35 protein-coding genes are annotated in these 26,461 nt (G+C 48.1%); 26 read left to right on the forward strand and 9 right to left on the reverse strand.

The window, feature by feature from the left end; all coding sequences use genetic code 11:
* Positions 1 to 13: 13 nt before the first annotated feature.
* From dsdA to AC2CGA_RS00065, 3 genes are all read left to right on the forward strand, one after another.
* Entirely contained in the window at positions 14 to 1,363 is a 1,350-nt protein-coding gene (gene dsdA, locus AC2CGA_RS00055) for a D-serine ammonia-lyase (RefSeq protein WP_139885577.1), read from the forward strand.
* Positions 1,364 to 1,438: 75 nt separating this feature from the next.
* Positions 1,439 to 2,398: a type I pantothenate kinase gene (gene coaA, locus AC2CGA_RS00060; RefSeq protein WP_003153290.1), complete on the forward strand. Its 960-nt coding sequence runs from the start codon at positions 1,439 to 1,441 to the stop codon at positions 2,396 to 2,398.
* A 21-nt stretch (positions 2,399 to 2,419) separates the two neighbouring features.
* Positions 2,420 to 2,812 (forward strand): VOC family protein, encoded by a 393-nt coding sequence (locus tag AC2CGA_RS00065; protein WP_015388045.1) that lies wholly within the window; start codon positions 2,420 to 2,422, stop codon positions 2,810 to 2,812.
* Between the two features lies 1 nt (position 2,813).
* Here AC2CGA_RS00065 and AC2CGA_RS00070 read toward each other — a convergent pair whose 3' ends face one another.
* From AC2CGA_RS00070 to AC2CGA_RS00090, 5 genes are all read right to left on the reverse strand, one after another.
* Positions 2,814 to 2,981 carry a DUF4083 family protein gene (locus AC2CGA_RS00070; protein ID WP_095324145.1) on the reverse strand — a complete coding sequence of 56 codons (168 nt, stop codon included), beginning with the start codon at positions 2,979 to 2,981 and terminating at the stop codon, positions 2,814 to 2,816.
* Between the two features lie 91 nt (positions 2,982 to 3,072).
* Positions 3,073 to 4,143, reverse strand: coding sequence for an AI-2E family transporter (locus tag AC2CGA_RS00075; protein WP_139885578.1), 1,071 nt, complete (start codon positions 4,141 to 4,143; stop codon positions 3,073 to 3,075).
* A gap of 73 nt (positions 4,144 to 4,216) precedes the next feature.
* Positions 4,217 to 4,423 (reverse strand): YqzH family protein, encoded by a 207-nt coding sequence (locus AC2CGA_RS00080; protein WP_003153294.1) that lies wholly within the window; start codon positions 4,421 to 4,423, stop codon positions 4,217 to 4,219.
* A 99-nt stretch (positions 4,424 to 4,522) separates the two neighbouring features.
* On the reverse strand, positions 4,523 to 4,867 hold the full coding sequence (locus AC2CGA_RS00085; protein ID WP_139885579.1) for a YolD-like family protein: 345 nt from the start codon (positions 4,865 to 4,867) through the stop codon (positions 4,523 to 4,525).
* 14 nt (positions 4,868 to 4,881) lie between these two features.
* A complete protein-coding gene (locus AC2CGA_RS00090; protein WP_063174304.1) occupies positions 4,882 to 6,108 on the reverse strand; it encodes a DNA polymerase IV in 1,227 nt (408 codons plus the stop codon).
* Positions 6,109 to 6,323: 215 nt separating this feature from the next.
* On the opposite strand from AC2CGA_RS00090, the gene AC2CGA_RS00095 reads away from it, so the two are divergent.
* The 5 genes from AC2CGA_RS00095 to AC2CGA_RS00115 all read left to right on the forward strand — a co-directional run bounded on the left by AC2CGA_RS00095 (position 6,324) and on the right by AC2CGA_RS00115 (position 8,764).
* Positions 6,324 to 6,794, forward strand: a complete 471-nt coding sequence (locus AC2CGA_RS00095) for a GNAT family N-acetyltransferase (RefSeq protein WP_003153297.1) — start codon at positions 6,324 to 6,326, stop codon at positions 6,792 to 6,794.
* Positions 6,795 to 6,806: 12 nt separating this feature from the next.
* Positions 6,807 to 7,151: an antibiotic biosynthesis monooxygenase family protein gene (locus AC2CGA_RS00100; RefSeq protein ID WP_003153298.1), complete on the forward strand. Its 345-nt coding sequence runs from the start codon at positions 6,807 to 6,809 to the stop codon at positions 7,149 to 7,151.
* Positions 7,148 to 8,116, forward strand: a complete 969-nt coding sequence (locus AC2CGA_RS00105) for a GNAT family N-acetyltransferase (RefSeq protein WP_014305347.1) — start codon at positions 7,148 to 7,150, stop codon at positions 8,114 to 8,116. The genes AC2CGA_RS00100 and AC2CGA_RS00105 overlap by 4 nt, the downstream gene beginning before the upstream one ends.
* A gap of 71 nt (positions 8,117 to 8,187) precedes the next feature.
* Entirely contained in the window at positions 8,188 to 8,550 is a 363-nt protein-coding gene (locus AC2CGA_RS00110) for an iron-sulfur cluster biosynthesis family protein (RefSeq protein WP_057080505.1), read from the forward strand.
* The gene (locus tag AC2CGA_RS00115; RefSeq protein ID WP_003153307.1) at positions 8,525 to 8,764 is read left to right on the forward strand and encodes a DUF2552 family protein; all 240 of its coding nucleotides are present in this window, start codon (positions 8,525 to 8,527) and stop codon (positions 8,762 to 8,764) included. Before AC2CGA_RS00110 ends, AC2CGA_RS00115 begins: the two co-directional genes overlap by 26 nt.
* A gap of 39 nt (positions 8,765 to 8,803) precedes the next feature.
* On the opposite strand, the gene AC2CGA_RS00120 is transcribed toward AC2CGA_RS00115, so the two are convergent.
* Positions 8,804 to 9,718, reverse strand: coding sequence for an alpha/beta hydrolase (locus AC2CGA_RS00120; RefSeq protein ID WP_043867642.1), 915 nt, complete (start codon positions 9,716 to 9,718; stop codon positions 8,804 to 8,806).
* Between the two features lie 122 nt (positions 9,719 to 9,840).
* Here AC2CGA_RS00120 and AC2CGA_RS00125 point away from each other — a divergent pair, with 122 nt between their 5' ends.
* The gene (locus AC2CGA_RS00125; RefSeq protein WP_007409396.1) at positions 9,841 to 10,065 is read left to right on the forward strand and encodes a YqkE family protein; all 225 of its coding nucleotides are present in this window, start codon (positions 9,841 to 9,843) and stop codon (positions 10,063 to 10,065) included.
* A gap of 32 nt (positions 10,066 to 10,097) precedes the next feature.
* Here the strand turns inward: AC2CGA_RS00125 and AC2CGA_RS00130 are convergent, their stop codons facing one another.
* Positions 10,098 to 11,018 carry an aldo/keto reductase gene (locus AC2CGA_RS00130; protein WP_003153313.1) on the reverse strand — a complete coding sequence of 307 codons (921 nt, stop codon included), beginning with the start codon at positions 11,016 to 11,018 and terminating at the stop codon, positions 10,098 to 10,100.
* Positions 11,019 to 11,080: 62 nt separating this feature from the next.
* On the reverse strand, positions 11,081 to 11,203 hold the full coding sequence (gene mciZ, locus AC2CGA_RS00135) for a Z-ring formation inhibitor MciZ (RefSeq protein WP_003153315.1): 123 nt from the start codon (positions 11,201 to 11,203) through the stop codon (positions 11,081 to 11,083).
* Between the two features lie 78 nt (positions 11,204 to 11,281).
* Between mciZ and AC2CGA_RS00140 the strand changes: the two genes are divergently transcribed.
* Complete coding sequence (locus tag AC2CGA_RS00140) at positions 11,282 to 11,836, forward strand: NUDIX hydrolase (RefSeq protein ID WP_003153317.1); 555 nt, start codon at positions 11,282 to 11,284, stop codon at positions 11,834 to 11,836.
* Positions 11,836 to 12,999 carry a TIGR00375 family protein gene (locus AC2CGA_RS00145; protein WP_139885580.1) on the forward strand — a complete coding sequence of 388 codons (1,164 nt, stop codon included), beginning with the start codon at positions 11,836 to 11,838 and terminating at the stop codon, positions 12,997 to 12,999. The genes AC2CGA_RS00140 and AC2CGA_RS00145 overlap by 1 nt, the downstream gene beginning before the upstream one ends.
* A 10-nt stretch (positions 13,000 to 13,009) precedes the next feature.
* Here AC2CGA_RS00145 and AC2CGA_RS00150 read toward each other — a convergent pair whose 3' ends face one another.
* Positions 13,010 to 13,363, reverse strand: coding sequence for a helix-turn-helix domain-containing protein (locus tag AC2CGA_RS00150; protein WP_003153320.1), 354 nt, complete (start codon positions 13,361 to 13,363; stop codon positions 13,010 to 13,012).
* Between the two features lie 176 nt (positions 13,364 to 13,539).
* On the opposite strand from AC2CGA_RS00150, the gene AC2CGA_RS00155 reads away from it, so the two are divergent.
* The 15 genes from AC2CGA_RS00155 to spoIIAB all read left to right on the forward strand — a co-directional run bounded on the left by AC2CGA_RS00155 (position 13,540) and on the right by spoIIAB (position 26,454).
* Positions 13,540 to 14,529 (forward strand): type I asparaginase, encoded by a 990-nt coding sequence (locus AC2CGA_RS00155; protein ID WP_003153321.1) that lies wholly within the window; start codon positions 13,540 to 13,542, stop codon positions 14,527 to 14,529.
* Between the two features lie 37 nt (positions 14,530 to 14,566).
* The gene (gene aspA, locus AC2CGA_RS00160) at positions 14,567 to 15,994 is read left to right on the forward strand and encodes an aspartate ammonia-lyase (protein WP_003153322.1); all 1,428 of its coding nucleotides are present in this window, start codon (positions 14,567 to 14,569) and stop codon (positions 15,992 to 15,994) included.
* A 141-nt stretch (positions 15,995 to 16,135) separates the two neighbouring features.
* The gene (nhaC, locus tag AC2CGA_RS00165; protein ID WP_139885581.1) at positions 16,136 to 17,542 is read left to right on the forward strand and encodes a Na+/H+ antiporter NhaC; all 1,407 of its coding nucleotides are present in this window, start codon (positions 16,136 to 16,138) and stop codon (positions 17,540 to 17,542) included.
* 12 nt (positions 17,543 to 17,554) lie between these two features.
* On the forward strand, positions 17,555 to 18,868 hold the full coding sequence (locus AC2CGA_RS00170) for an NAD-dependent malic enzyme (RefSeq protein ID WP_014305342.1): 1,314 nt from the start codon (positions 17,555 to 17,557) through the stop codon (positions 18,866 to 18,868).
* A 112-nt stretch (positions 18,869 to 18,980) separates the two neighbouring features.
* Positions 18,981 to 19,271: a hypothetical protein gene (locus tag AC2CGA_RS00175; protein ID WP_003153325.1), complete on the forward strand. Its 291-nt coding sequence runs from the start codon at positions 18,981 to 18,983 to the stop codon at positions 19,269 to 19,271.
* 56 nt (positions 19,272 to 19,327) lie between these two features.
* Positions 19,328 to 19,555: a hypothetical protein gene (locus AC2CGA_RS00180; RefSeq protein WP_139885582.1), complete on the forward strand. Its 228-nt coding sequence runs from the start codon at positions 19,328 to 19,330 to the stop codon at positions 19,553 to 19,555.
* Between the two features lie 76 nt (positions 19,556 to 19,631).
* On the forward strand, positions 19,632 to 20,276 hold the full coding sequence (gene spoIIM, locus AC2CGA_RS00185) for a stage II sporulation protein M (protein WP_003153328.1): 645 nt from the start codon (positions 19,632 to 19,634) through the stop codon (positions 20,274 to 20,276).
* A 112-nt stretch (positions 20,277 to 20,388) separates the two neighbouring features.
* Positions 20,389 to 20,838 (forward strand): ferric iron uptake transcriptional regulator, encoded by a 450-nt coding sequence (fur, locus tag AC2CGA_RS00190; RefSeq protein WP_003153330.1) that lies wholly within the window; start codon positions 20,389 to 20,391, stop codon positions 20,836 to 20,838.
* Positions 20,839 to 20,953: 115 nt separating this feature from the next.
* Positions 20,954 to 21,181, forward strand: coding sequence for a YqzK family protein (locus AC2CGA_RS00195; protein WP_003153331.1), 228 nt, complete (start codon positions 20,954 to 20,956; stop codon positions 21,179 to 21,181).
* A 7-nt stretch (positions 21,182 to 21,188) separates the two neighbouring features.
* Positions 21,189 to 22,079, forward strand: a complete 891-nt coding sequence (gene xerD, locus AC2CGA_RS00200; protein WP_003153334.1) for a site-specific tyrosine recombinase XerD — start codon at positions 21,189 to 21,191, stop codon at positions 22,077 to 22,079.
* 168 nt (positions 22,080 to 22,247) lie between these two features.
* A complete protein-coding gene (deoB, locus tag AC2CGA_RS00205) occupies positions 22,248 to 23,432 on the forward strand; it encodes a phosphopentomutase (protein WP_003153338.1) in 1,185 nt (394 codons plus the stop codon).
* 11 nt (positions 23,433 to 23,443) lie between these two features.
* On the forward strand, positions 23,444 to 24,262 hold the full coding sequence (locus AC2CGA_RS00210; RefSeq protein WP_003153340.1) for a purine-nucleoside phosphorylase: 819 nt from the start codon (positions 23,444 to 23,446) through the stop codon (positions 24,260 to 24,262).
* A gap of 136 nt (positions 24,263 to 24,398) precedes the next feature.
* Positions 24,399 to 25,568 (forward strand): D-alanyl-D-alanine carboxypeptidase family protein, encoded by a 1,170-nt coding sequence (locus tag AC2CGA_RS00215; RefSeq protein ID WP_003153342.1) that lies wholly within the window; start codon positions 24,399 to 24,401, stop codon positions 25,566 to 25,568.
* Positions 25,569 to 25,663: 95 nt separating this feature from the next.
* Positions 25,664 to 26,017 carry an anti-sigma F factor antagonist gene (gene spoIIAA, locus AC2CGA_RS00220; RefSeq protein WP_003153343.1) on the forward strand — a complete coding sequence of 118 codons (354 nt, stop codon included), beginning with the start codon at positions 25,664 to 25,666 and terminating at the stop codon, positions 26,015 to 26,017.
* A complete protein-coding gene (gene spoIIAB / locus AC2CGA_RS00225; RefSeq protein WP_003153347.1) occupies positions 26,014 to 26,454 on the forward strand; it encodes an anti-sigma F factor in 441 nt (146 codons plus the stop codon). The genes spoIIAA and spoIIAB overlap by 4 nt, the downstream gene beginning before the upstream one ends.
* Positions 26,455 to 26,461 lie beyond the last annotated feature (7 nt).

Raw genomic sequence — 26,461 nt, forward strand, 5'->3', positions numbered from 1 at the left:
GGGGGAGAAAGGAATGTCCGACCGGGATATACACAAGGCATTGATGACAGAGCCTTTAGTCAGGCAAATGGCGGAGGCGCGTGAAGTATTTTGGATTAACCCGCATAAAACCGATGATCCAGTAAAGAATGGCGCTGAATGGAAAAAGGAGATTGCCGAAGCGGAAGAAAGGCTGCGCCGGTTTGCGCCTTATATCGCGTCGGCTTTTCCGGAGACGGAAGCGGCGGGAGGCCTCATTGAGTCTCCGCTTGTCTTCATCAATGAAATGAAAAAGCGTCTGGAACAAAGCGCCGCTCAGGCTTTCCCCGGGCGTCTGCTTTTGAAATGCGACAATGAACTTCCGATTTCCGGTTCTATTAAAGCGCGCGGCGGGATTTATGAAGTGCTGAAGCATGCTGAAGATCTCGCTTTAAAAGCGGGAATGCTCTCAGCAGACGATGATTACAGCATATTGACTGAGGAACGGTTTACCGCTTTTTTCTCAAAATACTCTATAGCCGTCGGTTCTACGGGCAATTTAGGTCTGAGTATCGGCATAATCGGCGCGAAGCTCGGCTTTTGTGTGACCGTTCATATGTCCAGTGACGCAAAGCAGTGGAAAAAGGAGCTGCTCCGGGAAAAGGGGGTTCGCGTCATCGAATATGAAGCAGACTACAGTCTGGCTGTCAAAGAGGGGCGCATGCAGGCGAAGCAGGACCCTTATTGTTATTTTATTGATGATGAGCATTCCCGGGATCTGTTTCTGGGGTATGCCGTTGCGGGAAGCCGTGTGAAAAAGCAGCTCGATCAAATGAACATAAAGCCGGGTGCAGATGAACCGCTTTTCGTTTATTTGCCGTGCGGGGTCGGAGGAGGCCCGGGCGGCGTCGCGCTTGCGCTAAAGCTGATCTATGGCGAGCATGTCCATATTTTTTTCGGTGAGCCGACGCATTCACCCTGTATGCTGTTAGGACTGTTTTCCGGCTTGCATGACGGAATCAGCGTGCAGGATATCGGCCTTGATAATCAAACAGCCGCCGACGGACTTGCGGTAGGAAGGCCGTCCGGACTGGCCGGCCCTCTGATGGAGCCTGTACTCAGCGGCTGTTATACCGCTGATGACGGCACGCTTTTTTCGCTGCTTTATCAATTAAGAGCGGCCGAGAATAAGAGCCTTGAACCCTCTGCACTCGCCGGTATGGCCGGAGCCGTCAAGTTCGTTCAGACCGAAGCCGGTAACCGTTATACAAAAGAGCGGGGGCTTGAGATGGAAAATGCCGTGCACCTTGTGTGGAGCACCGGCGGAAGCATGGTTCCCAAGGAGGAAATGGAAGAGTACAGCCGGATCGGTTCCTCATTTGTGAAAAAAATGGGCAGACAGTGAGGCGGTTTTCCGTTACAATCTTTGTAAGCGTTTGTTTTTTAATCGGAAAGCCATACAGAGAGATTGGTGTGAATTGTGAAAAGTAAAGAATTGAACTTACATACATTGTATACGCAGCACAGCCGCGAGTCGTGGGCCGGATTCGGCGGCCATCTTTCCATTGCCGTTTCGGAGGAAGAAGCCAAGGCCGTAGAGGGGCTGAATGACTACCTGTCGGTGGAAGAAGTAGAAACGATTTATATTCCGCTTGTGCGACTGCTCCATCTTCATGTCACGTCTGCCGCAAGACGGAATCAGCATGTCAACGTGTTTCTGAAACATCCGCATTCAGCGAAAATCCCGTTTATCATCGGAATCGCGGGCAGCGTCGCCGTCGGCAAAAGCACGACGGCGAGAATTTTGCAAAAGCTTCTTTCCCGTCTGCCGGACAGGCCGAAGGTGAGCCTGGTGACAACCGACGGTTTCTTGTATCCGACGGCGGAATTAAAAAGGAAAAACCTTCTGTCCAGAAAGGGATTCCCGGAAAGCTACGACGTGAAAGCGCTGCTTGAGTTTCTGAACGATATAAAGTCAGGGAAAGAGAGAGTGGAGGCGCCCGTATACTCCCACCTTACCTATGACAGGGAAGAGGGCGCCGTCGAGGTTGTCGAAGGTGCGGATATCGTTATTATCGAAGGAATCAATGTCCTGCAGTCGCCGACCTTAGAGGACGACAGGGAAGATCCGCGGATTTTTGTATCGGATTTCTTTGATTTTTCGATCTATGTGGATGCCGAAGAAAGCCGGATTTTCACGTGGTATTTGGAGCGTTTCCGCCTCTTAAGAGAAACCGCTTTTCAGGATCCGGCTTCTTATTTTCATAAATTTAAGGATTTGTCTGATGCAGAAGCGGATACCATGGCCGCCTCGATTTGGGAGAGCGTCAACCGTCCGAATCTGTATGAAAATATCCTGCCGACAAAATTCAGATCGGATTTGATTTTGAGGAAAGGTGACGGCCATAAAGTTGAAGAGGTGCTGGTAAGGCGGGTGTGATGTGAGGAGGAAGCGAATATTATGATGCATCATATTGAATTGTATGTATCTGACTTGAAAGCCTCCGCCCGGTTTTGGGGATGGTTTTTAGGTGAGCTCGGTTATAGGGAGTTTCAAAATTGGGACGCCGGCATCAGCTGGAAAAACGCAGGATTTTATGTTGTGCTTGTACAGACAGAGGAGCGTTTTTTAACACCGGAGTACCACAGATGCCGGGTCGGGCTGAACCATCTGGCTTTTCATGCTGCGTCAAGAGAGCAGGTTGACGAGATGACGGAAAAGCTGCTTGCCAGAGGATGCCCCGTGCTTTACAGGGACCGCCATCCATATGCAGGCGGAAGCACGCATTACGCCGTATACACGGAGGACCCGGATCGGATAAAGGTGGAGCTGGCTGCGCCTGCCTCTGAATGAACTATAACTTCTCGTTTTTTTCTTCGCGCAGCGCGTCGAGTTTCTTTTCGATTCTGTCCAATTGTATGCGGCGCTGCTTCAAGCTTCTGAATACGTATATCACGGCAAGCAGGAAAAATGCGGCTGCAATAAATGAAATCAATTGAAAAATGACATCACCGATGTTCATCTTTTTTACCTCCGTGTGCGGCGGGCTTCTTCAGCCCGCCGTTTTTTCATTTTAACCGATGTGAAGACATGGGGGATGAATCATTTCTCTCCTAGCTTTGTTTTTTTCTGAGAATGAATAGTTTCTGCATGTGGCTTATGACCACTTTTGCGGCCGCATATCCCGGAATGGCCAGCAGCATCCCGGCAATTCCTGAGAATTTGCCGGCGGCAAGCAGAAGAAAAATAATGGTCAGCGGGTGAATGTCCAGCTTCCGTCCCATAATTTGCGGGGAAATCAGCTGGCTTTCAAGCTGCTGGACAATGACGACGACCGTAATCACCAGCACCGCCTCGGTCGGTGAATCGAACAATCCGACAATGACTCCGGGAAATGTGCCGATCCAAGGCCCGATAAACGGAATCAGATTTGTCACCATGGCGAACGCGCCCAGAACGAGCGGATAATCGAGCCCGATGATAAAATAGCCGATTGTGACGAGAACGCCGACACAGAAACTGACGAGCAGCTGTCCTTGTATGTATGAACTGAGAGCTTCATCCATGTCCCGAAGGATTTGTTTTCCTTCTTTTTGATGTTTTTCCGGAAGAAGCCGCAGCAGTCGCCGGGGGGCTTTATTTCCTTCTTTTAACATGTAATACAGCGCAAACGGAATAATGGCTGCGGTGATGGCGGCATTGGCAGCCGTACCGGCCAGACTGCTGAGAGAATCAGCGATTGAACCGGAATAATTTGCGGCTTTGTCCGCTAATTTTTTAAAGGAATCCCCATGCTGAAGCCTGGAAAACCATTTGCTGTCCTGAAGGTGTCCGATCCAATTTTCAGCTTTTGCGGAAAGCTCCGGAATATGATCTGTGAAGGCTGTAAACTGTTTTTGAACGGCAGGGCCCGCCGTATACAGGAAGAGGACAAAAAGGCCGGCTGTTCCCGCATAAATCGCTAAAATCGCGATTCCTTGGGGCAGCTTTAATTTCGCATGCAGCACTCTGACGAGCGGGCGGCACAAATAGTAAAGGACGCCCGATAATACAATGGGCGGAAACAAGGTTTTAAACGTAATCACAACAGGCTGGAACAAAAAGTCTATTAATGTTCCAAGATAAATGATGAGAAATAACAGAAGAACGGCATAGCCGATCTTGAAATAAGGCCCGACAGGCATATCCTGCACCACGCAATCTTTAAGGGTTTACTCTCGGACGTTTCCCTTATCGCCCGGTGCATAAACGTCCGTGTCAGGAAAACTGCCCCTGATTGGTGACGTAATCATAGATAATATCTTCTACATGGGCATGGAGATCCTCATCGGGTTCTTCATTCCTTCTTTCTTCTAAAGCTTTTTTTAAACTCTGTTTTTCATAGGGGCTCAGCGGATCTGTCGACACATTCCGTCCATACTGGCGGAGGGCTTGTCCCAGCATTTTTTCTATAAATTGATCCATCATATATTCTCCTATTCTTGTCATTCATCTTTATTCTACTAAATATCATGTGATCCTCCCACTCTTCTATCATATTTTCTGTCAGGACGATTTAGGCTTTTATTCCAGTTCAGCCGAGAGAATAAGATGAAACGGCAGCGTTAACGCATCTTCATCGTTTATGATTTTTAAACGTTTTTCGTCATGCCTCACTTGTTTCACCCATCCCCAAAAGCGGCGGGGGCCGCGTGCTGAAGCATAGGTGACCGAGATGGCTCTGTCTTCTTCAATCGACGCCGCAATGATGCGGTTCATGTCGTTCAGTTGCTCTGCGCTCAGTTCCGGAGGCCGGAATTCCCGTTCTTTTCGTTTTTTTGCAAGCAGCTGCTCCCGATGTTCGGGCAGCATCATCCGGCTTGATTCCCACATGACATTATACCCGGGTGTTAATTTGTTCAGATTCATGTATATCACCTCAATTATTTGTAATGCCCGCCGATTTTTTCAGCCCGGTGAAAGGCTTGGCCGGCCTCTGTCAGCGAAGCGGCATGGAGGAGCGACGCAGGGCCGTACCGCTCATGAATATCATCCAATACTTTGCCGAGACTGATCTTTTTTTCCTGAGCATCAAACAGGCTCAGCTGAACATAATCACAGGGCTCCAGCTGGGAAAGGGAGACGCCGGCGCTGCGGACGGGCTCACCGTTCCAATGCTCTTTGAAGAGCTTGACCGCCGCTTTAAAAATATCCATTCCGAAATTAGTCGGAGAGACCAGCTTTCTCTGTCTGTGAAAACCTGAAGGGAATTCAAAATCAGCGCCTCTGATGCTGACCGAAACCGTATGGCCGATGTATTGTTTGAAACGGGCGCGGCGGGCCACTTCTTCGCTTAACTCCAACAGCACGACTTTGATATCCTCAAAGCGGCTGTAGTCTCTCGGGAGGGTCATGTTATGGCCGATCGCTTTTTGCCGGCTGTGCGTGTTGACGGTGACCGGAGAGGGATCGATGCCGCGGGCTGTCCGCTGAAGCAATTCGCCGTTAATGCCCCAGCGTTTTTTCAGCAGTTCGGCGGGGTGCCCGGCAAGCCCGCCGATTGTGCTGATGCCCATCCGTCTTAAATGATGCTCCATCCGTTTTCCGATGCCGAATAATTTTCCGACCGGCAGCGGCCACAGATCCTCCCTGATATTTGACATATCCAATCTGTGGATGCCGGATGCGTTTTTTTTGGCAAAATGGTCGCAAGCCATTTTCGCGAGCGCCTTATTCGGCCCGATGCCGACACGGGCATAAATTCCGAATTCACGCATGATCGCTTGTTGAATGCTTTCGGCAATTGTAAAAGGATCACCGAACAGCCGCTTGCTTCCGGTCACGTCGAGAAACTGCTCATCGATGGAGTAGGGTTCTACAAGATCGGTATACCGTTCAAACAGTTCGGTAATCATGACGGATACATCAATATACCGCTGCATCCGCGGACGGACAATAACGGCGTCGGGACATTTGGCCTGCGCTTCCCACAGCCGTTCGGCATTTTTTACGCCGTATCGTTTGGCGAGCGGACAAGCCGCAAGCACGACGCCGCTGCGTCTTTCGGGATCTCCCGAGACAATCACGGGCCGGCTTTTGAGATGAGGCGCTTCCGCTTTTTCCACAGACGCATAAAACGATTGCATATCAACAAGAAGAATATCAGCCATAAAAAAACCTCCGGGAACGTTTGTTCTGTTTTTCATTGTACCCGAACAATGATCACGTTTATACTGGTAAATCATTCCCCGGCTGGAAGACGTGCTGATTCGTTTGCTTGAAAAGAAATCATTTACAATTGCAAACAACCCACATATAATTTTTTATATTCCAATGAGAAGAGCTGACATTCATTTTGCCGGACGAAAAGGAGAGTCAATCGATAATGGATATTCGAACAATTACCTCTGAAGACTATGAAATGGTTACGTCTGTTTTGAATGAATGGTGGGGCGGCAGGCAGATGAAAGACAAACTGCCGCGCTTGTTTTTTGAACATTTTCAGGACACGAGCTTTATCACGTACGGGCCGGAGGGAATGACCGGTTTTTTAATCGGTTTTCAGTCACAATCAGACCCTGAGACAGCCTACATTCATTTTTCCGGTGTGCATCCGGATTTCAGAAAAATGCAAATTGGAAAACAGCTCTACGATCGATTTATGGAGACGGTGAAAAAAAGGGGCTGCACAAAAGTCAATTGCGTGACGGCGCCCGTGAATAAAGTATCAATCGCTTATCATACAAAATTAGGCTTTGAAGTTGAAAAAGGAACCAAAACCGTAAACGGAATCCCTGTTTTTGCGAATTATGACGGTCCGGGAGAAGACAGAATTCTGTTTGTGAAATATATGTAGAGGGGGATGAATATGGGTTTTTTAGCTGACACGCCCAAACCGCCCTATTATGCGGTCATTTTTTCATCAATAAAGGGAAAATATGATGAGGAATATGAGCATACGGCAGAGCGCATGATGAATTTGGCAGGCGGACAGCCGGGCTTTTTAGGCGCGGAAAGCGTTCGGGAGGAAAACGGCTGCGGCATCACGGTTTCCTACTGGGACAGCCTGGAGGCGATTAAAAGGTGGAAAGACCATACTGACCACCGGGCGGCAAAACAAAAAGGAAAAAGCGCCTGGTATGAAGCGTACGCGGTCCGCATTACGAAGACGGAGTCACAGCGGATGTTTGCGTCAAAAGGGGCGGAAGATTGATTACATTTTTACGGCATACACAAGAACAGACGGCGCGGGAAATTGCGGCGGTTCAACGCTGCTCTTATCAAAAAGAAGCCGAGCTGATCGGCTTTTTCGGCATTCCAGCCCTGCATGAAACACCCGGTGACATACAGCGGTCACGGGAGACGTTTGCCGGTTTCAAGGAGAAAGATCAGCTTGCAGGCGTCATTTCGTATGAAAAAAAGGGATATGACCTTGTCATATGCAGGCTGACGGTGCACCCGTCCGGCTTTCGGAAAGGAATCGGACGGGCGCTTATTCAATTTGTGATCGACCAAAACCGGGACGCCCAAAAAATAGAGGCGGCTACCGCCAGTCAAAACGTTCCGGCAGTCTCTCTCTATTTAAAAACCGGCTTCACAGAAGCCGGACAGACAGAGACGCCGGAAGGGCTGACCCTCTCGTTTTTTCATCTTTATCCGAAGAGGAAAGCGGAAGTTGTTCCGTACAAGCCGGAATGGAAAGAGATGTTTGAAAGAGAGAAGGCGGACTTGATCCGAATCTTCGGCCCCGCACTTCATTCTGTCAGCCATATCGGCAGCACCTCCATCCCGGGAATGGCCGCAAAACCCGTTATCGATATACTGGCGGAGGTCAAAGATATTTCAGATGCTGACCGATTCAGCCCGCAGCTGGAAGCACTCGGCTATGAGGCGCAAGGGGAAAACGGGATAGAGGGCCGGCGTTTCTTTCAAAAAGGCGGCAGCAAGCGCACACACCACGTCCACATATACGAAACAGGCCATCCGGATGTGAAGCGCCATCTGCTGTTCCGGGATTACCTCACTGAAAAGCCTGAAAAAGCGGCTCAATACATGGAACTGAAACGGCGGCTCGCTAAGGCATACCCGTACGATACGGCAAAGTACAGTGAAGGGAAAAATGACTGGATCAAGGCGGCTGAACAAGAGGCAAAGGACTGGGAGAGCGGGCTGCTGTAAAGAAAGCAGAAACAATGCATACAGCGGCTCGGTATGCTACAATGGCGAAAATGAAAAACGGAGGATCATCTATGCAAATACATGTGACGGATGCGGCGAAACACACACTTCAGCAGACGATGGACGCCAACCCGGGGAAAAAAGCGCAGCTCCGCTATGACGCAGAAGGCTGCGGGTGCGCGGTGAGCGGCGTGCCGACCATCTGGCTGGCGGACGAATTAACGGGACAATGCGAAGCCATTGAAACCAACGGACTTCCGCTTTACATCCAGACCTCACAAAAAGTGTTTTTTGACGAGGAAATGACAATCGATTACAATGAAAAGGCAAAAACGCTCGTCTTAAAAAGCCCGGCAGAGATGCTGAGCCCGAGAATGAGCATATTAGTAAAGCAGGGAGAAACAGAAAGTGAATCAAAAGCTGAAAGCCATTAAACAGACGGCACAGCATAAAACGTGGGTATCCTTTCTGAACAACAACCACCCGTACAGTCTGCTGCACTGGTCCATCGGAGGCGCTGAATCCGTTCAGAAGGATGTCTGGCTGCTTCAGGATGAGATGACCTTCAAAGCGCAGGAGTTTACGACAATCGACCTCGCCATTGACTGGATCGGAGAAAATATGGACGGGATTACCGACGTTTTATGACGGGAAAGCGAAAGAACCAGCATACGTTCTTTCGCTTTTTTACGTTTGCGTCATGGTATCTAAAAAGGTTTGAACGGCTTTGCGGTAGCTCTCCGGATTTTTGGTGTACGACATGGCATGCCCGCCCGATTCGGCCAGATAGAGCATCTTCGGTCCGCGTTTTCTGCGGTGCAGCAATTCGGAAGAAGCGGGAGGTATATAATCATCTTCCTTACTGTGAATAAACAGCACGGGCTGCCGGATTCGGCTGATAACCGATAGAGGCGATACATCACGGATACGGTATCCTTCTCTCATCCGCAAAAAGAAATCAGCCAAAGGCAGAAGCGGCCACGGAGGCAGCCGGAACTCCCGCTTCAGTCTGTAGGCGAGCTGATCGCGAAAGCTTGCGAACGGACAGTCCGCAATATAAAAATCAGCGCCTTTTTCATCCTGATGCCCGCCCGCGTATAATAAGGCCGTCACCGCTCCCATCGATTCCCCGTGGATGCCGATTTGACCGCCGTCTCCCGTTTTGTGTCTCACCCAATTCACGGCTTCTTCCAAATCATCTTTTTCAAAATAGCCGTAGCTCGTCGTTCTGCCGCCGCTTTTTCCGTGCCCGCGGTGGTCATATACGAGCACATTCCAGCCTGAATCTAAAAATAAATCCATGTATTTCAATGAATTGAACGAATTTACGGTAACGCCGTGACAAATAATCATGGCGTTTGCCGTATGATGCGGGGCGACGTAAAAGCCTTTGATCTCATACCCGTGGCGTGACAGGATGACGGCCTCTTCTTTTTCCATGGCCTGAAAGGAATCAAATCTATCATGCCCGTCCGCCGTTTCTTTTTTCATGATATCTTCATCCGTCTTTTTCTTCATAAACATAATCAGATTCGTAAAAGCGAATCCGGCAGCCAAAAAGACTGCGCAAGCCGAACCGAACACCGCCAGCCATTTTTTCACACAGGCACCCTCCTTTCATATGAAAAATCCTTCCTCCGGCTTTTTGGGACCGTGAACGTTGCCGGCCGCCGGCGCTCCGTGGTACACTTGCTTCACCATATTCAGATACGGGGGGCGTAATGATGAAAAAGCAGCTGCCTAAAGAAAAACACAGCTTAAAAGACGATCTGGAGGAAGATCTGAAGGCCAGGCTTTTGCAAATGAAAAGTGAGCTGAAGGAAGAAGACGAGAAAAAACAGGCGCAGCAAAAAGCGGAACAAATCAGAAAGCGAAAAGAAAAAGAAAAACATAAAAGCTTTGAAGAGCTGCTGAATGAAAGCAGTCTCGATTGGCACAAATATAAATAAACCGGCATCTGACAAGGTGCCGGTTTTATTGTTTAAGAACGATGGGCTTCGTATACGTCCCGTTTTGTATGGTATTGCAGGGCTTTGATTTCCTGGCTGCTTAAACGCCGGGCCTCTGCAGCCGAACAATTTTCTCTCAGCTGCTCAAGTGAGCTGGCTCCGGTGATGACAGAAGCGACGGCCGGCTGTGACAGTAAGTATTGAAGGGAAAGCTCCGTCATGCTCAAGTCAGGTGCGGCAGCGCCGATCGCTTTTTTGGTTTCTTCCAGTTCTGCAAAAGAATATGTTAAATAGCCGTTCTCTTTTACGCTTGCGGCTGCTTGATCAAGCGGTTTTTCCGTAAGAAGCCCTTTAGCGACAGGCCCTCTGGCGACTACGCTGATTCCGTTCTCCTCTAAAAGGGGAAGCCACTCCTCAGGACGCCGGTCCAGCAGGCTGTATTGCATCATAACGCTTGAGATATTTGATTTTTTTACATATTCTTTAATGACATTCGGACGAATCGAGGAAATGCCGTAATACCGGATGACGCCTTCCTGTTTTAAGTCCTCAAACGCTTCGATCGTTTCGTCAATATGATCTTCCATCGTGCCGCCATGCAGCTGATAAAGGTCGATATAGTCCGTTTTCAGCCGGCGCAGACTGTTTTTGACCGCTTCTTTTATGTATCCTTTGGAGGCGTCCCAATGCCAGCCGTCTTTATCATCATTCCAGCGGTTTCCGGCTTTCGTGGCTAAAATGATGTCGTCCCTGCGGTTTTTGACGGCCTCCCCGACAATTTCCTCATTTCTGCCGAAATCATAAAGATCAGCGGTATCTAAATAATTGATTCCAAGCTCGATCGCTTCATCCAAAATAGACAGCGCTTCAGCTTTATCCGTGCCCAGCGACATACAGCCGAGCCCGATTTCGCTTATTTCTAAATCAGAATGTCCCAGTGTGCGTTTTCTCATCGTTTCGCTCCTTTTTATAGTCTTTTATTGACCGTAATATAAAGGCGCGAAGTTTTCAACTGTTAAGGCCCGGTGATCCAATCTCCGACATAGCGGAATGTCCGTCCGTATTCTTTCAGTTTAGCCCGCACTTCCCACGCCTTTCCGACCAATACGATACTTTTATCCTTCCGGTACACCTTCAATCGAAAAGCACCTCCCTCTCATGCATGTATGATAAAATATATGAGGCATAATAGAGAGACAGAACGGGAGATGACATGATGAAACATTTAGAAGAAAAAACACTTGCGAAAAAAAAGCTGTATGACGGGAAAGTCATAGATCTTTACTTAGAGGATGTAGAGCTCCCGAACGGAAAAACAAGCAAGCGGGAAATCGTCAAACATCCGGGAGCGGTGGCCGTACTCGCGGTGACCGAAGAAGGAAAAATCATTTTGGTGAACCAGTTCAGAAAGCCGCTGGAACGGACAATCGTTGAAATTCCGGCCGGTAAGCTTGAAAAGGGAGAAGAGCCGGAACATACGGCGTTAAGAGAGCTAGAGGAAGAAACGGGATATACGGCGGAAACCTTGACGAAAATCACCGCTTTTTATACATCACCCGGGTTTGCTGATGAAATCGTGCATCTCTTTCTTGCGGAAGGGCTTTCGCCGCTGGAAGAAAAGCGCGAACTGGATGAGGATGAATTTGTCGAAGTCATGCAGGTCACGCTTGAAGAGGCCGTGAAGCTGATTGAATCCCGCAGGGTGTATGACGCAAAAACGGCGTACGCGATTCAGTATCTCCAGCTGAAAGAAGCGCTGAAGGAAAAATGATGAAAACCATCTATGCGGATCTGCATATTCATATCGGCCGCACCTATACGGGAAAACCGGTCAAAATCACCGGGGCCAAAACGTTGACGCTGCATCGGATTTTAGAAGAGGCCAGTGAGGGGAAGGGAATTGAACTATTGGGCATCATCGACTGCCATTCCCCGGAAGTCATAGAAGAAATCGAGCGCGGAATTGATGAAAGCAGATACCGTGAGCTGAAAGAAGGCGGCATCCGGTATCGGAATACGACGCTTCTGTTGGGCAGTGAGCTTGAAATCTATGATCACACATGCCGCGGGCCGATTCACGTTCTCGTCTTTATGCCGTCTCTTGCCGAAATGAAGATGTTTTCTGAGTGGCTCGCAAAAAGGCTTAAAAATATCCATCTCAGTTCCCAGCGCATTTATGAAACCGGTTTGAATCTTCAAAGGAAAACAAAGGAATTGGGCGGGCTGTTTATTCCCGCCCATATGTTCACCCCGCATAAAAGCCTGTACGGAAAAGGGGTCATATCTTCTTTGACAGAAGTTTTCGACCCGGCGCTCATTGATGCGGCGGAACTCGGATTAAGCTGCGACACCGACATGGCTTCGCGGGTAACGGAACTTGATCCGTATACATTTTTAACAAATTCTGATGCGCATTCCTTAGGAAAAATCGGCAGAGAATATAATGAAATGCTTCTTAAAGAAGCGAATTTCACGGAATTTTCGCTGGCTTTAAAAGGGAAGGACGGAAGAAAAATCACGGCGAATTACGGGCTGAACCCGAAGCTCGGGAAGTATTACCGGACGGCTTGCGACCGCTGCGGCAGCCCGGTTGAAAAAGGAGCTTCCGCCTGTCCGGAGTGCGGGGGGAAAACTATGACAAAAGGGGTCAGTGAACGGCTGGAGGAACTGAGCGGCCCGAAAAAAAGCCGCGTGCCGCGGCCGCCGTATATTCATCAAATCCCGCTGCAGTTCATTCCGGGGGTCGGGCCGAAAACGTTAGACAAACTGAAGCGGGCTTTCGGGACGGAGATGGCGATTCTTCATCAGGCGCAAGAAGAGGAATTGGCGCATGTCGTCCAGCCTAAAATAGCGGCTGTCATTCATAAAGCGCGCACCGGGCAGCTCGTCCTTGAGGCCGGGGGCGGAGGGACGTACGGCAGAATCAAGCCGTAAAAGCCGGATTTTAGCGGAGCTCCTCCTGCACCTTCTTTTTCGTGCGGACAAACGCAATCAATTCGATGATTTCATCCTGATTCAGCGGCTGTCCGTCAACGGTCAGTGTGCCGCGGCCTTGTGCGGCGTTTGTTAATTCGATGGTCTGGGTAAACGGCTCCGCCTTTTTTTCAGTGCGCCCCAGTAAATCGTCGCACGTCGTGTCAAACAGATCGGCAAGCGTGCCCAGCGCCTCGAATGACGGACGCCGGTATCCTGATTCATACCCGGCGTACGTGCTTTTGGCGATGCCGAGACGGTCAGCCGTATATTGAAGAGACCAATTTTTCTTTTTTCTCAGTTCAGTTAAACGATCTAAATTCATATTCAAAACCGCTCCTTTTCACTTGAGCAAATTATATCATATCGATATGCAAAAGTGTACGCGAATTGAATAATAATCACTTGATTAATTTCAATCGTCTGTCTATAATTTGATTAAAAGTATGCGAAAAGCGAATGCTTAACACATCTTGAGAAATGGATGAAGAGGTGCAGGGTATGAAAAAATTATTGCTGTTAACAACCGGAGGAACAATCGCCTCAGTCGAAGGAGAAAACGGGCTTGCACCCGGGGTGAAAGCAGACGAATTGTTAACCTACGTATCAAAACTTGATAACGATTACACGATGGAAACCCATTCGTTAATGAACATCGACAGCACAAATATGCAGCCTGAATACTGGGCCGAAATCGCAAATGCTGTCAAAGAAAAATATGACGCATATGACGGGTTCGTCATTACGCACGGGACAGACACAATGGCGTATACATCAGCGGCACTGTCTTATATGCTTCAGCATGCTGATAAACCGATCGTCATTACGGGTTCGCAAATTCCGATTACATTTCAAAAAACCGATGCCAAAAAAAATATCACAGACGCGATCCGCTTCGCATGTGAAGGGGTGGGCGGCGTATACGTCGTATTTGACGGCAGAGTCATTCAAGGCACACGCGCCATTAAATTAAGAACGAAAAGCTATGATGCATTTGAGAGCATTAACTATCCGTATATCGCGTTTATTACCGAAAACGGAATTGAATACAACAAACAAGTGCACATGCCAAAAGACGATGCCTTTACGGTCAATACCTCACTTTGCACGGACGTGTGCCTGCTCAAGCTCCACCCGGGGCTGAAACCGGAAATGTTTGACGCATTAAAGGGCATGTACAAAGGGATCGTCATTGAAAGCTACGGCAGCGGCGGCGTGCCGTTTGAAGGAAGAGACATTCTCGCCAAAGTCAATGAAATGATTGAAAGCGGCATTGTCGTCGTCATTACGACACAATGTCTTGAAGAAGGAGAGGACATGAGCGTCTATGAAGTCGGCCGAAGAGTCAATCAAGATCTCATTATCCGCTCCAGAAATATGAACACGGAAGCCATCGTGCCGAAATTAATGTGGGCGCTCGGCCAGTCTCACAACTTGGCTGAAGTCAAAAACATTATGGAGACACCGATCGCAGACGACGTTGTACTGTAAAAACATGACTACCACAAAGAGAAAGTAGGGTTTTAGCATGACAAACGCGCAAAAAGAATATCGTCAGGAAAAAGATTTCCTCGGAGAAAAACAAATTGAAGCTGATGTGTATTACGGAATCCAAACGCTGCGCGCGAAAGAAAACTTTCCGATTACCGGCTACCGCATCCACGAAGAGATGATTAATGCGCTCGCCATCGTCAAAAAAGCGGCGGCGCTTGCCAACATGGATGTAAAACGGCTGTATGAAGGAATCGGAAATGCGATTGTCCAGGCCGCAGACGAGATCCTTGAGGGGAAATGGCATGACCAATTCATCGTCGATCCGATCCAAGGGGGAGCCGGAACGTCCATGAACATGAATGCCAACGAAGTAATCGGCAACAGGGCCCTTGAAATCATGGGCCATAAAAAAGGTGAATACATTCACCTCAGCCCGAACACACACGTCAACATGTCACAATCGACGAACGACGTGTTCCCGACGGCAATCCATATTTCCACCTTAAAACTTTTGGATAAGCTCCTTGATACGATGGCGCATATGCTGAGTGTCTTTAAGGATAAAGCGAAACAATTTGATTCTGTCATTAAAATGGGACGCACACACCTTCAGGACGCTGTGCCGATCCGTCTCGGACAGGAATTTGAAGCATACAGCCGCGTGCTCGAGCGTGACATAAAGCGAATTAAACAATCCCGCCAGCATCTGTATGAAGTCAACATGGGGGCAACGGCCGTAGGGACGGGGCTTAATGCCGATCCGCGCTACATAGAACAGGTTGTAAAGCATCTGGCTGACATCAGCGGACTGCCGCTTGTCGGCGCCGGCCATTTGGTTGACGCCACACAAAACACTGATGCGTATACGGAAGTTTCAGCCGCGTTGAAAGTATGCATGATGAACATGTCTAAAATCGCCAACGATCTGCGCTTAATGGCTTCAGGTCCGCGCGCGGGACTTGCGGAAATTTCACTGCCCGCCCGTCAGCCGGGATCATCCATTATGCCTGGGAAAGTCAACCCTGTAATGGCAGAGCTGATCAACCAAATCGCCTTCCAGGTCATCGGGAATGACAATACGATCTGCCTCGCTTCAGAAGCGGGCCAGCTGGAGCTTAACGTAATGGAGCCGGTACTCGTATTTAACCTGCTTCAATCCATCAGCATCATGAATAACGGGTTCCGTTCATTTACCGATCATTGTCTGGCGGGAATTGAAGCCAACGAAAAACGTCTGAAGCAATACGTGGAAAAAAGCGTCGGCGTCATTACAGCGGTCAATCCGCACCTCGGCTATGAAGCGGCTGCGCGAATTGCCCGTGAAGCCATCATGACGGGGCAATCTGTAAGAGATCTCTGCCTTCAAAATGATGTACTGACAGAAGAAGAATTGGATATCATTTTGAATCCGTATGAAATGACAAAACCGGGGATTGCCGGAAAAGATCTATTAGAAAAATAAATTTTAAAGCAACAACAGCCGCCTTTTCACGTTTTTCAGTGAATAGGCGGTTGCCATACAAAGGGATGAGGCAGTATAGTATAATTTGTTATATCATTTGATGAAAGCGTTTTAGCTTTTTTCTTCTAGGGGGATTTTCTTGTGAAAGAGGTCAGATTGCCAAATTTATTGGAAATTATTATCTTATTATTCGGGTTTTTAGCACTTGTCTTATCGTTCACAGTGTTTTTAGACCTGCCGATCCAGCTAGCTCTATTAATATCCTGGTTTTTCGCTATTATTCTCGGAGTCAGGCTGGGATATTCATATAAAGACTTGCAGGATTCGATTGTCACCGGGATATCAAACGGTCTTGAAGCGGTGTTGATTCTCGTTTCGGTCGGTGCGCTCATCGGGACATGGATTGCCGGCGGCGTTGTGCCGACGTTAATTTATTATGGTTTAGAGTTTATTAATCCTCATATTTTCCTTCTGGCTACACTGGTTATCTGTTCCGTTATGTCCGTTGCGACCGGAACATCGTGGGGAACCGTGGGAACCGCGGGAATCGCCATGATTGCCATCGGAGAGGGAATGGGTATACCGCTTCCGATCGTAGCGGGAGCCGTTTTGTCCGGCGCTTACTTCGGAGACAAGCTTTCACCGCTGTCTGACAGTACGGTGCTTGCCTCCACGCTTTCTAAGGTGGATGTGCTGTCACACGTCAGAGCGATGATGTATCTGTCAATTCCGTCCTATATTATTACGGCCATTCTATTTACCGTAACGGGATTTATATACGGCGGAAAAAATATTGATCTCGACAAAGTGGAATTTTTAAAATCTTCATTGCAGAAAACGTTTGACATTCATATATGGATGCTCATTCCTGCTGTTGTCGTCGTTGTCCTTCTGATTTTGAAAAAGCCGTCTATGCCCGTTATTATCATCGGTGCTTTGCTTGGCGCAATCTGGGCTTCCGTCTTTCAGGGAATGAATTTTGCCAGTGCCATCGCGACTGCTTATAATGGTTTTTCTATTAAAACGGACGTCGAATTTTTAAACGGCCTGTTAAACCGCGGAGGCATTATCGGTATGCTGGATACGTTAGTCGTTATCCTGTTCGGTCTCGGTTTTGGAGGTATTCTTGAGAAGCTCGGCGTATTAAAAGTGATTGTCTCAACTTTTGAGAAAAAGCTGACCACACCGGGAAATGTGACGCTTTCGACATTGATCGTCGCCCTTTTAGGAAACATTTTCGGCTGTGCGATGTACGTGTCATTGATCCTGACGCCGAAAATCATGGAGAACAGTTATGATAAACTGAAACTTGACAGAAGAGTTTTATCCCGGAACGCAGAGGTGGGCGGAACGCTTACTTCAGGGATGGTGCCGTGGTCTGATAACGGCATCTATATGGCCGGCATTCTCGGCGTATCCACATTTTCATATCTGCCGTTCATGTGGCTCAGTTTTGTATCTATCGGACTGGCAATATTGTACGGATACACGGGGAAATTCATTTGGTACACGAAAGAAAAATCCTTGCAATCTCAAAAATTGGGTTAGGAGGTTCATTTCATGATTACAAAGCATATGATTCGGACGTTAATGATTGAAACGCCGACTGTTCCCGGAAATCTCGGAAAAGTGGCAACCGCCATCGGAGTGATGGGCGGAGATATCGGGGAAGTTGAAACCGTTAAAGTCGGCCCGAACTACACAATGCGCAACATCACGGTGCAGGCCGAAAATGAGGAGCAGCTGCAGGAAATCATTCAAGCCATTGAAGCTCTCGGTGAAGGCATCCGGCTTCATACAGTCTCAGATGAAGTGCTCTCTGCTCATGAAGGCGGCAAAATTCAAATGAAAAGCAAAATGCCGATCCGGACATTGGCTGAGCTTGGCCGTGTTTATACACCGGGCGTCGCCGATGTGTGCCGACTGATTGAAAACGAGCCTGAAAAAGCGTCCATCTATACGACAATCAGCAATTCTGTCGCCATTGTCACCGACGGCACGGCGATTCTCGGCCTCGGCAATATCGGTTCTGTCGCCGGAATGCCTGTAATGGAAGGGAAAGCCGCGCTTTTTGACCAGCTGGCGGGTATCAGCGGAATTCCGATTTTGCTTGATACCTCTGATCCGGAAGAAATTATTCGCACGGTAAAACATATTTCTCCGGGGTTCAGCGGAATACTGCTTGAAGATATCGGTTCGCCTCACTGCTTTGACATTGAAGACCGCCTGAAAGAAGAACTGGATATTCCGGTTATGCACGATGATCAGCACGGCACGGCGGTCGTCACGCTCGCCGCCGCCATTTCCGCTTGTAAAAGCGCCGGTCTTGATTTAAAAGAAGCGAAGGTCGGACAGATCGGTCTCGGCGCGGCAGGCGTCGCCATCTGCCGGATGTTTATGGCATACGGGGTCAAAGCGGTCTGCGGAACGGACAAGTCAGAAGACGCAATGAACCGCCTCGCTCAGTACGGAGGTCAGCCGCTTGGAAGCATCAAAGATTTAATGGACACGTGTGACATTGTGATCAGCACCACCGGAGTTCCGGGTCTCATTAAAAAAGAGGATGTCAGAAAAGGACATGTCATTCTGGCCTTATCTAATCCGAAGCCGGAGATTGAACCGGAAGACGCATTACAAGCCGGAGCCGCTTATGCAGCCGACGGCCGCTCGGTCAATAATGTTCTCGGCTTCCCGGGGATTTTCCGCGGCGCGCTGAACGCCAAAAGCAAGAAAATCGACCATGAAATGCTTGTGGCGGCCGCAGAAGCCATCGCCTCTTGCACAAAACACGGCGATCTCGTGCCTCAGCCTTTGGATGCGGACGTGCATCAGGCCGTATCAGCAGCCGTAGAACGGGCCGCGGCAGGAAAATAAACAACTCTTACAGTACCGGACATGTGCCGGTGCTGTTTTTTTATCATGAATAGGAAGCGGAATTCTTAGGCAGGCTAACAGATAGCAAAAGACGGAATAAAGAGGTGTCAATGTGGATTATTTTCCGCTAATCCATACAAATATTTGGGATGCTGTGATCGGCGTGCCGGTCGTCTTATGCGTTACACAGCTGATCAAAGTGTTCTGCCGGGTTCCGGGCATATTCGTTCCCACGATTGCCCTTGCTGCCGGAAATGTTGTGTCTATCGTTTTCGGTCACCATGAACACGTGTATGCGGGGATTTTCATGGGATTTTTTTACGGATACGCCGCCATGGGGAGCTATTCATCTGCCAAAACGTCTCTGCGCGCTTACCGGTCGAAACATGAGCCGTATTCATGAACACATCGGGATTTTTTTGTTATGATAAAGAAAAGGCAAAAAGGAGCGATTGGCACATGGCGAAGAGCAAAACGAAAAAAATGCGGATGCATCTCAGAAGAAACGGGATGCGTGACGCAGTCTTGTCAAGGGGGACGGCGCCGTCTTTCAGCACCCATGAAAGAGTGACGAAAACCAAAAAAGACAGGCTTGAAAGAATAAAGCATAAAAAAAGGAACCCCTATGATCACCGGAGTGATGACGGGGGTTCTTTTTTTATGCCCGAATCTCGCGCCTTTCTATGATTTCTCTGTCATGTTTTCTCTTTTCTTACATACAATCTACTAAATCAAGTCAATAGATTAGCGGGAGGAAAGCGGTATGAGAAAACAATCGTACAAAGAACTGTTTTTTCGCCATGTAAAGGATCATCTGTCACTTTATATATTTGTGTTCGTCTTGTTTTTGATGGGGGTCATTTTCGGGGCGATCATCGTCAACAGCATGACCATCACGCAGAAAGAAGATTTGTATTACTATTTAAGCAAGTTTTTCGGACAGCTGTCTGACGGAAAACATGCCGGCGCTTCAGAAATGTTTTGGCAGGCCGTCTTTCATGATGTAAAATATTTGGGGCTGATGTGGATTCTCGGTATTTCCGTAATCGGTCTTCCGGTTATTTTCATTATGGTGTTTTTAAAAGGAATCGTCGTCGGCTTCACGGTCGGTTTTTTAGTGAATCAAATGGGAATGAACGGGTTTTTCCTGTCATTTATTTCGGTTCTGCCGCAAAACGTCGTTCTCATTCCGGCATATCTTATCATGGGGACATGCTCCATCGCTTTTTCACTGAAACTGATCCGGCAGCTGTTTGTCAAACGCAGCCTTCATGACGCGCCGATCCAATGGTTCGGACGCTACGCCTTCGTACTGATTCTCATCGTTTTCTTCTCGGTCATCGCTTCACTGCTCGAAGCGTACGTGTCTCCGCTGTTTATGGAAAAGCTGTCTTCACGCATATTTTAGAATAATTATCACAAAATAATACTTTTATTTATCAGTTTATAATAATTATAGTTGGAACTCTGCGCGTATTTTGTTATAATGAGTCATGGAATGCGGCGTAGGAGGGAAAGACATGGAAAACCGTATTGATCGAATTAAAAAGCAGCTGCACTCGTCAAGCTACAAGCTTACGCCACAGCGGGAAGCAACGGTAAGAGTGCTGCTTGAAAACGAAGAAGACCATTTAAGCGCAGAAGATGTATACCTCCTCGTAAAAGAGAAATCTCCTGAAATTGGTCTCGCTACAGTATACCGTACATTAGAATTATTAACAGAATTAAAAGTCGTTGATAAAATTAACTTCGGGGACGGCGTATCCCGCTACGACCTTCGCAAAGAAGGCGCGGCTCACTTTCATCACCATTTGGTCTGCATGGAGTGCGGAGCCGTCGATGAAATTGAAGAAGATCTGCTTGAAGACGTTGAAGAAGTGATTGAACGTGATTGGAAATTTAAAATTAAAGATCATAGATTGACTTTTCACGGAATCTGCCACCGCTGCCGCGGGGATGAAACAGAGTAAAAGCCTATGAACCTTTTCTTCCAGGAAAGGGTTTTTTGCTGTTTTTATGTATAAAAGCCTTTGAAATTGGCATAAGGTGTACTAACAGCCGCCAAAAGAAAGGGTCGATCGAAAGATGGGCAGATTCCTGAAAACAGCCGCGGATACGATCAAAGTGTTTATTCTGTTCACAGGTTTTACCGCGCTGTTCTATTATGCTATGATATGGGTGAATTCAGAGTATGAAAACTATCATCGGTACGATAAACCGGAAGGCTCCGCCGTCAAAGTGGCCAAAACGGAACATGAGGAGAAAGACGGCTGGTTCGGCCGATTGATCTTTTTTTACCAAAACGGGGAGTAGATCAAGAGTGAAGGATCAAATTAAGGATTTCATCCATTATGTGAGGGTTGAAAGAGGGCTGGCCCAAAATACGATGATGTCCTATGAGCGTGATCTGAAAAGTTATTCTCTCTTCTTAACTGAAACCCTTCAGATCACTTCATGGAATGATGTGACCCGTCTTCATATTATTCAATATTTAAAGCATATAAAGGACTCCGGGAAATCCGGCAAGACGTCTGCCAGGCATTTGGCGTCGATCCGGTCTTTTCATCAATTTCTGTTAAGGGAAAAAGCCGCGGATAAAGATCCTTCGGTACATATTGAAACACAAAAAACAGAGCGGACGCTTCCGAAAGTATTGGCGCTTCACGAAGTTGAGCGGTTATTGGACACGCCTAAGCTTGACAGCCCGTTCGGTCTCAGGGATAAAGCCATGCTTGAACTGCTGTACGCAACCGGCATCCGGGTCAGCGAGATGATCGAGCTGAAATTATCCGACGTCCATTTGACGATGGGATTCGTCCGCTGCTTCGGAAAAGGGCGGAAAGAGCGGATTGTGCCGATTGGTGAAGCCGCTTCCCATGCGATAGAAGCATACATTGAAAAAGCCAGAGGGAAATTATTAAAGAAAAACGTAACCGAAGCGCTTTTTCTGAATCATCACGGCAGGCAGATCAGCCGTCAGGGATTCTGGAAAAACCTGAAAAAAATCGCCCTTGAAGCGGGGATTAAAAAAGAGCTGACACCGCACACGCTCCGGCACTCTTTTGCAACGCACCTGCTCGAAAACGGCGCGGATCTGCGCGCCGTGCAGGAGATGCTCGGACATGCCGATATTTCCACGACGCAAATTTATACGCATGTGACGAAAACAAGGCTGAAGGACGTGTACAAACAGTATCATCCGCGCGCTTAGGAGCCGCTGCCAGAGGGGCCGCGGCTTTTTTTGCCGGATTGGCGGAATACAGAGAAGGTTCTAATTATTTGAATCGGCATTGTCAACAAGAATGTAAACGGTTTATACTTGAGTTGTCTGACCTCTGTAAGCTACAATGGACAGATGGAAGAAAAGGAGGCTTTTATGATGTCTGAATACAAATATAACCGGGTATTTTTAATTGTAATGGATTCTGTCGGAATCGGTGAAGCGCCGGACGCCGCCGATTTTAATGATATAGGCGCAAATACGCTCGGACATATCGCAGAGCACATGAACGGCTTACATATGCCCCATATGGCGCAGCTCGGTCTCGGACTGATCGGAGACATTAAGGGCGTGGAAAAAACGGAGCACCCTCTTGCGTACTACGGAAAAATGCAGGAGGCGTCAAACGGGAAAGATACGATGACGGGGCACTGGGAGATTATGGGCCTCTACATTGAAAAACCGTTTAAAGTGTTCCCGGAAGGATTCCCGGATGAACTTCTTCAGGAACTTGAGCGGCGTTCAGGACGGAAAATCATCGGAAATAAGCCGGCTTCAGGCACGGCGATTCTGGACGAGCTCGGAAAAGAACATATGGAAACGGGTGCGCTGATCGTTTATACATCAGCAGATTCCGTGCTGCAGATTGCGGCTCACGAAGATGTCGTTCCGCTGGAAGAGCTGTACAGCATCTGTGAAACGGCCAGAGAACTGACGCTTGATCCGAAGTACATGGTCGGCCGGATTATCGCAAGACCGTTCGTCGGAGAACCGGGCAGCTTCAAACGCACGCCGAACCGTCATGATTATGCGCTCAAACCGTTCGGCCGCACGGTAATGAACGGAATGAAAGACAGCGGATTAGACGTCATTTCCATCGGCAAAATTTCTGATATTTATGACGGAGAAGGCATTACATCTTCCCGCCGCACGGTATCTAATATGGATGGCATGGACAAAGTGATTGAAACGCTCGGTGAAGAGTTTACGGGCCTGAGCTTTGCCAACCTCGTTGATTTCGACGCGCTGTACGGACACCGCCGCGATCCGGAAGGGTACGGAAAAGCGCTTGAGGAATTCGACGCGAGGCTTCCGGAAGTGTTTGAAAAAATGAAAGAAGACGATCTTTTGATCATCACTGCGGATCACGGCAATGATCCTGTCCATCACGGCACGGATCACACGCGGGAGTATGTGCCGCTTCTTGTTTACAGCAAAAAGCACAAACATACAGAACAGCTGCCGCTTGCGGATACATTTGCCGATATCGGCGCAACTATTGCCGATAATTTTAAAACGGAAAAGCCGGAATACGGAAAAAGCTTTTTATCAAGATTACAGTAGGGGGACTTTTTTTGAAACAAAAGATCGAACGTGCTGCTGCATTTATTAAAGAACACGTGAAAGAAACACCAAAGATCGGTCTGATTTTAGGGTCAGGGCTCGGCGTATTGGCCGATGAAATTGAAGGAGCTGTCAAGCTTACATATGAAACGATCCCTGATTTTCCGGTCTCAACGGTAGAAGGCCATGCCGGCCAGCTTGTGATGGGAACGCTTGAAGGCGTGCAGGTCATCGCGATGCAGGGCCGCTTTCATTACTATGAAGGCTACTCAATGGATCAGGTCACATTTCCAGTCCGCGTGATGAAAGCGCTCGGCGTTGAATCTCTCGTCGTGACGAATGCAGCCGGCGGTATCAACACTGAATTCCGCGCCGGCGATCTGATGATTATTACAGACCATATCAACTTTACAGGCACCAACCCGTTAATCGGGCCGAACGAAGCTGAATTCGGAGCGAGATTCCCGGACATGTCAGAAGCCTATGACAAAGAGCTGTCAAGCTTGGCTGAAAAAACGGCCGATGAGCTGGGCATTCCTGTTCAAAAAGGTGTGTATACAGCTGTTACGGGGCCGTCTTACGAAACACCTGCTGAGGTTCGGTTTTTAAGAACGATGGGGTCTGACGCTGTCGGCATGTCGACCGTGCCGGAAGTCATCGTCGCCAACCACGCGGGGATGCGCGTGCTCGGCATCTCATGCATTTCCAACGCGGCGGCGGGTATTCTTGACCAGCCGTTATCTCATGAAGAAGTAATGGAAATGACGGAAAAAGTAAAAGGCGGCTTTTTGAAGCTTGTCAAAGCCGTAGTCGCACGATCTCAAAAATAAGTCAGCATAAGTCAGCTGTTTCTTCGGAAGCAGCTGTTTTTTTGTGCCCTCAACACGAAACATTTTCCAGATGAGGCGTATAAAACCACCGGATTTGGAAAAAATAAAAAGGATTATGAAATGGAGGGCTTTGGAGATGAAACGTCTTATATCCACTTTGTTGATTGGCATTTTATTAACGGCATCAGCACCGTCCGCTTTTGCAAAGCCGGACGGAAAACATACATCGGAGCTCGCTCATGAAGCCAAAAGCGCCGTGCTGATTGAACGCGATACGGGAAGCATTCTTTATAACAAGAACAGCCGGGAGCGTCTGGCGCCGGCAAGCATGACAAAAATCATGACCATGCTTTTAATCATGGAAGCGCTTGACAAAGGGAAAATAAAGATGAGCGATAAAGTCAGGACGAGTGAACACGCCGCGTCCATGGGCGGATCACAGATTTTCCTTGAACCCGGAGAAGAAATGACGGTAAAAGAAATGCTCAAAGGAATTGCGATAGCTTCCGGAAATGACGCATCTGTCGCAATGGCGGAGTATATCGCCGGTTCAGAAGAGGATTTCGTCAGCCGGATGAACAAAAAAGCAAAAGAATTGGGATTGAAAGATACCTCCTTCAAAAACCCGACAGGACTGCCTGAAAAAGACCATTACAGCTCTGCTTATGACATGGCGAAAATGGCGAAGGAATTATTAAAGTACGATAAAATCACTCAATTTACGGGAACGTATGAGGATTATTTAAGAGAAAATACAGACAAAAAGTTCTGGCTCGTCAATACAAACCGGCTGATCAAATTTTACCCGGGTGTAGACGGCGTGAAGACGGGCTTTACAGGCGAAGCGAAGTATTGTTTAACCGCCACCGCTAAAAAAGGGAATATGAGGGTCATTGCTGTCGTTTTCGGAGCCAGCACCCCGAAAGAAAGAAACGCCCAAGTGACCAAAATGCTTGATTACGCCTTCAGCCAGTTCAAAACACACCCGCTGTACAAACGGAATCAAATCGTCGGAACGGTAAAAGTGAAAAAAGGAAAACAGAAACTGATCAAGCTGACCACATCTGAGCCGATTTCTCTTCTGGCCAAAAAGGGAGAGAACATGGACAAAGTAAAAAAAGAAGTGAAAATCAACGGCAATGTAACGGCTCCGGTTAAAAAAGGAGAGGTGCTCGGCAGCCTCGTTCTGAAAAAAGACGGAAAGGTGCTCGTTGAAAGCCCGGTCACGGCAAAAGACGACATGGAAAAAGCGGGTTTTCTCACTTTTCTGAAGCGGACGATGGGAGATTGGACAAAATTTAAATAATCGTGGCGAACGGGCACTAGTTTTGTCATAGTGAAGGAATTGCTTTCCCGAAAATCGAAACACTCATTATCCGATCATATCAAGGAGGAATGAGCATGAGCCTTGGAATTGACTTTCATGTCAAAGAATCCGTGCTTTGTATTCGATTAACAGGTGAACTCGACCATCATACGGCAGAATCATTAAAACAAAAGGTTACTGAATCGCTGGAGGCTGACAGCATCCGTCACATTGTGCTGAACCTTGAAGATCTTACCTTCATGGACAGCTCCGGCCTCGGCGTGATTTTAGGGCGTTATAAACAAATTAAACAGCTCGGCGGAGAAATGGTCGTGTGCGCGATTTCGCCAGCGGTGAGACGTCTGTTTGACATGTCCGGCCTGTTTAAAATCATCAGGTTCGAACAATCGGAACAAAAAGCGCTTTTAACGTTGGGGGTGGCATCATGAAAAACGAGATGCATCTTGAATTTTCAGCCCTCAGTCAGAACGAATCGTTTGCGCGCGTAACGGTTGCTTCTTTTATCGCGCAGCTCGACCCGACGATGGATGAGCTGACGGAAATCAAGACCGTCGTATCAGAAGCGGTAACAAACGCAATCATCCACGGCTATGAAGAAAACTGCGACGGAAAGGTGTACATCTCCGTTACGCTGGAGGATCATGTCGTCTATCTGACCATACGTGACGAAGGCCTCGGGATCACGGATCTTGAGGAAGCGCGCCAGCCGCTCTTTACGACAAAACCCGAGCTTGAGCGCTCCGGAATGGGCTTTACCATTATGGAAAACTTTATGGATGATGTCACGATTGATTCCTCGCCGGAGATGGGAACGACGATACGCTTAACAAAACACCTATCAAAAAGCAAAGCGCTTTGTAATTAAGGAGATT

This window comes from Bacillus sp. SYZHCR11, assembly GCF_057196865.1.